Raw genomic sequence first — 1,509 nt, 5'->3', positions numbered from 1 at the left:
CTGACTTCCGCTCAGGCGCGAGCGGCGGCCCAGAGGTCATGGTCGTCGGCGTCCGTGACGTCCACCCGGTAGCGCCGCCCCTCCTCCAGCGGGTACGGCGCGTCGACGTAGACCAGGCCGTCGATCTCGGGGGCGTCGGCGTAGCTGCGAGCCACCGCACCACCGTCGACACCGGCTTCGTCCACCAGCACCTCCAGCGTGCGGCCCACCTTCTGTTGCAGCCGCCGCGCACTGATCCGGGCCTGGGTCTCCATGAACCGCTCCAGCCGCTCCGCCTTCAGGGCCTCGGGCACTTCACCGTCCAGGGCATTGGCCGCGGCGCCCTCCACCGGCGAGTAGGTGAAGCAGCCGACGCGGTCGAGCTCCGCCGCCTCCAGGAACTCGAGCAGCTGTTCGAAATCCGCCTCGGTCTCACCGGGGAAGCCGACGATGAACGTGCTGCGTATGGCGAGATCCGGGCAGTCGCGGCGCCAGCGCTGCACCCGTTCCAGGGTCTTCTCGCTGGCCGCCGGCCGGCGCATGCGCTTGAGCACCTCGGGGCTGGCGTGCTGGAAGGGAATGTCCAGATAGGGGAGGACACGGCCCTCATTCATCAGAGGGATGAGCTCGTCCACGTGGGGATACGGATAGACGTAGTGCAGCCGCACCCAGACGCCGAGCGTGCCGAGGGCCTCGCAGAGCTCGGTCATCCGGGTCCTGACCGGGCGGCCGTTCCAGAAGCTGGTCCGGTATCTGGTGTCGACCCCGTAGGCGCTGGTGTCCTGGGAGATCACGAGCAGCTCCTGGACCCCGGCCTGGACAAGGCGCTCGGCCTCGGCCAGCACGTCGCCGGCCGGCCGGCTGACAAGATCGCCGCGCATGGACGGGATAATGCAGAAGCTGCAGCGGTGGTTGCAGCCCTCCGAGATCTTCAGATAGGCGTAGTGGCGGGGTGTGAGCTTGATGCCCTGCGGCGGGACCAGGTCCGTGAACGGATCGTGCGCCCGCGTCATGGGGGCATGCTCATGGACCGCGCCGACCACCGCCTCGTACTGCTGGGGGCCGGTGACCGCCAGCACCCTGGGGTGGGCCTGCTGGATGGCCTCGGATTCGACGCCCAGGCAACCAGTGACGATGACGCGGCCATTGGCCTCGACGGCCTCGCCGATGGCTTCCAGCGACTCCGCCTTGGCCTCGTCGATGAAGCCGCAGGTGTTCACCACGACCACGTCGGCATCCTCATAGGTGGGGACCACCTGGTAGCCGTCGGTTCGCAGCTGGGTCAGTATGCGCTCGGAATCCACCAGGGCCTTGGGGCAGCCCAGGCTCACGAAGCCCACCTTGGGCGCGGCTGTGCTCATAGCTTGCTCGGAACCGTGGTTGCGCGGGGACGCGGGATTATAGCAACTCCTCCGGCCGCGCAGGCGTGCCGGGCCGACGGCCGGCGCCTCACAGCGCGAGCGCCACATGTCAGTTCTGACAGGTATACCGCCCGCTCGACCCACCTAGAATGAACGAGCATCCACAGTA

At 68.4% G+C, this 1,509-nt stretch carries 1 protein-coding gene; it reads right to left on the bottom strand.

The features are described 5' to 3' along the window. Positions 1 to 11: 11 nt before the first annotated feature. Entirely contained in the window at positions 12 to 1,340 is a 1,329-nt protein-coding gene (rimO, locus tag SX243_26280; protein MDY7096494.1) for a 30S ribosomal protein S12 methylthiotransferase RimO, read from the bottom strand. Positions 1,341 to 1,509 lie beyond the last annotated feature (169 nt).

Source organism: Acidobacteriota bacterium (assembly GCA_034211275.1).
Lineage (GTDB): Bacteria > Acidobacteriota > Thermoanaerobaculia > Multivoradales > JAHZIX01 > JAGQSE01.
The sequence above is the reverse complement of the archived record's forward strand: the minus strand, read 5'-3'. Positions and strand labels throughout refer to the sequence as shown.